At 48.9% G+C, this 219-nt stretch carries 2 tRNA genes; both read right to left on the reverse strand.

Going from position 1 to position 219, the window contains the following annotated elements:
- Nucleotides 1–6: 6 nt before the first annotated feature.
- Nucleotides 7–82: transfer RNA gene (locus AB5Z02_RS02575), tRNA-Lys, on the reverse strand.
- A 24-nt stretch (nt 83–106) separates the two neighbouring features.
- A tRNA-Val gene (locus AB5Z02_RS02580) sits at nt 107–182 on the reverse strand.
- Nucleotides 183–219: the final 37 nt, after the last annotated feature.

The following is a 219-nucleotide window of genomic DNA, read 5'->3' on the forward strand; positions in this document are numbered from 1 at the left end:
AAATGATGGTGGGTCGTGCTGGATTCGAACCAGCGACCAATTGATTAAAAGTCAACTGCTCTACCGACTGAGCTAACGACCCATCTAAATCATTTTTTTTACAAACTGGTGGTCGTTACTGGGTTCGAACCAGTGACCCCCTCCTTGTAAGGGAGGTGCTCTCCCAGCTGAGCTAAACGACCTGGGATTCTGAAATGATGGTGGGTCGTGCTGGATTCG

Source organism: Aeromonas sp. R2-3 (genome assembly GCF_040908375.1).
In the GTDB taxonomy this organism is placed as follows: domain Bacteria; phylum Pseudomonadota; class Gammaproteobacteria; order Enterobacterales; family Aeromonadaceae; genus Aeromonas; species Aeromonas veronii.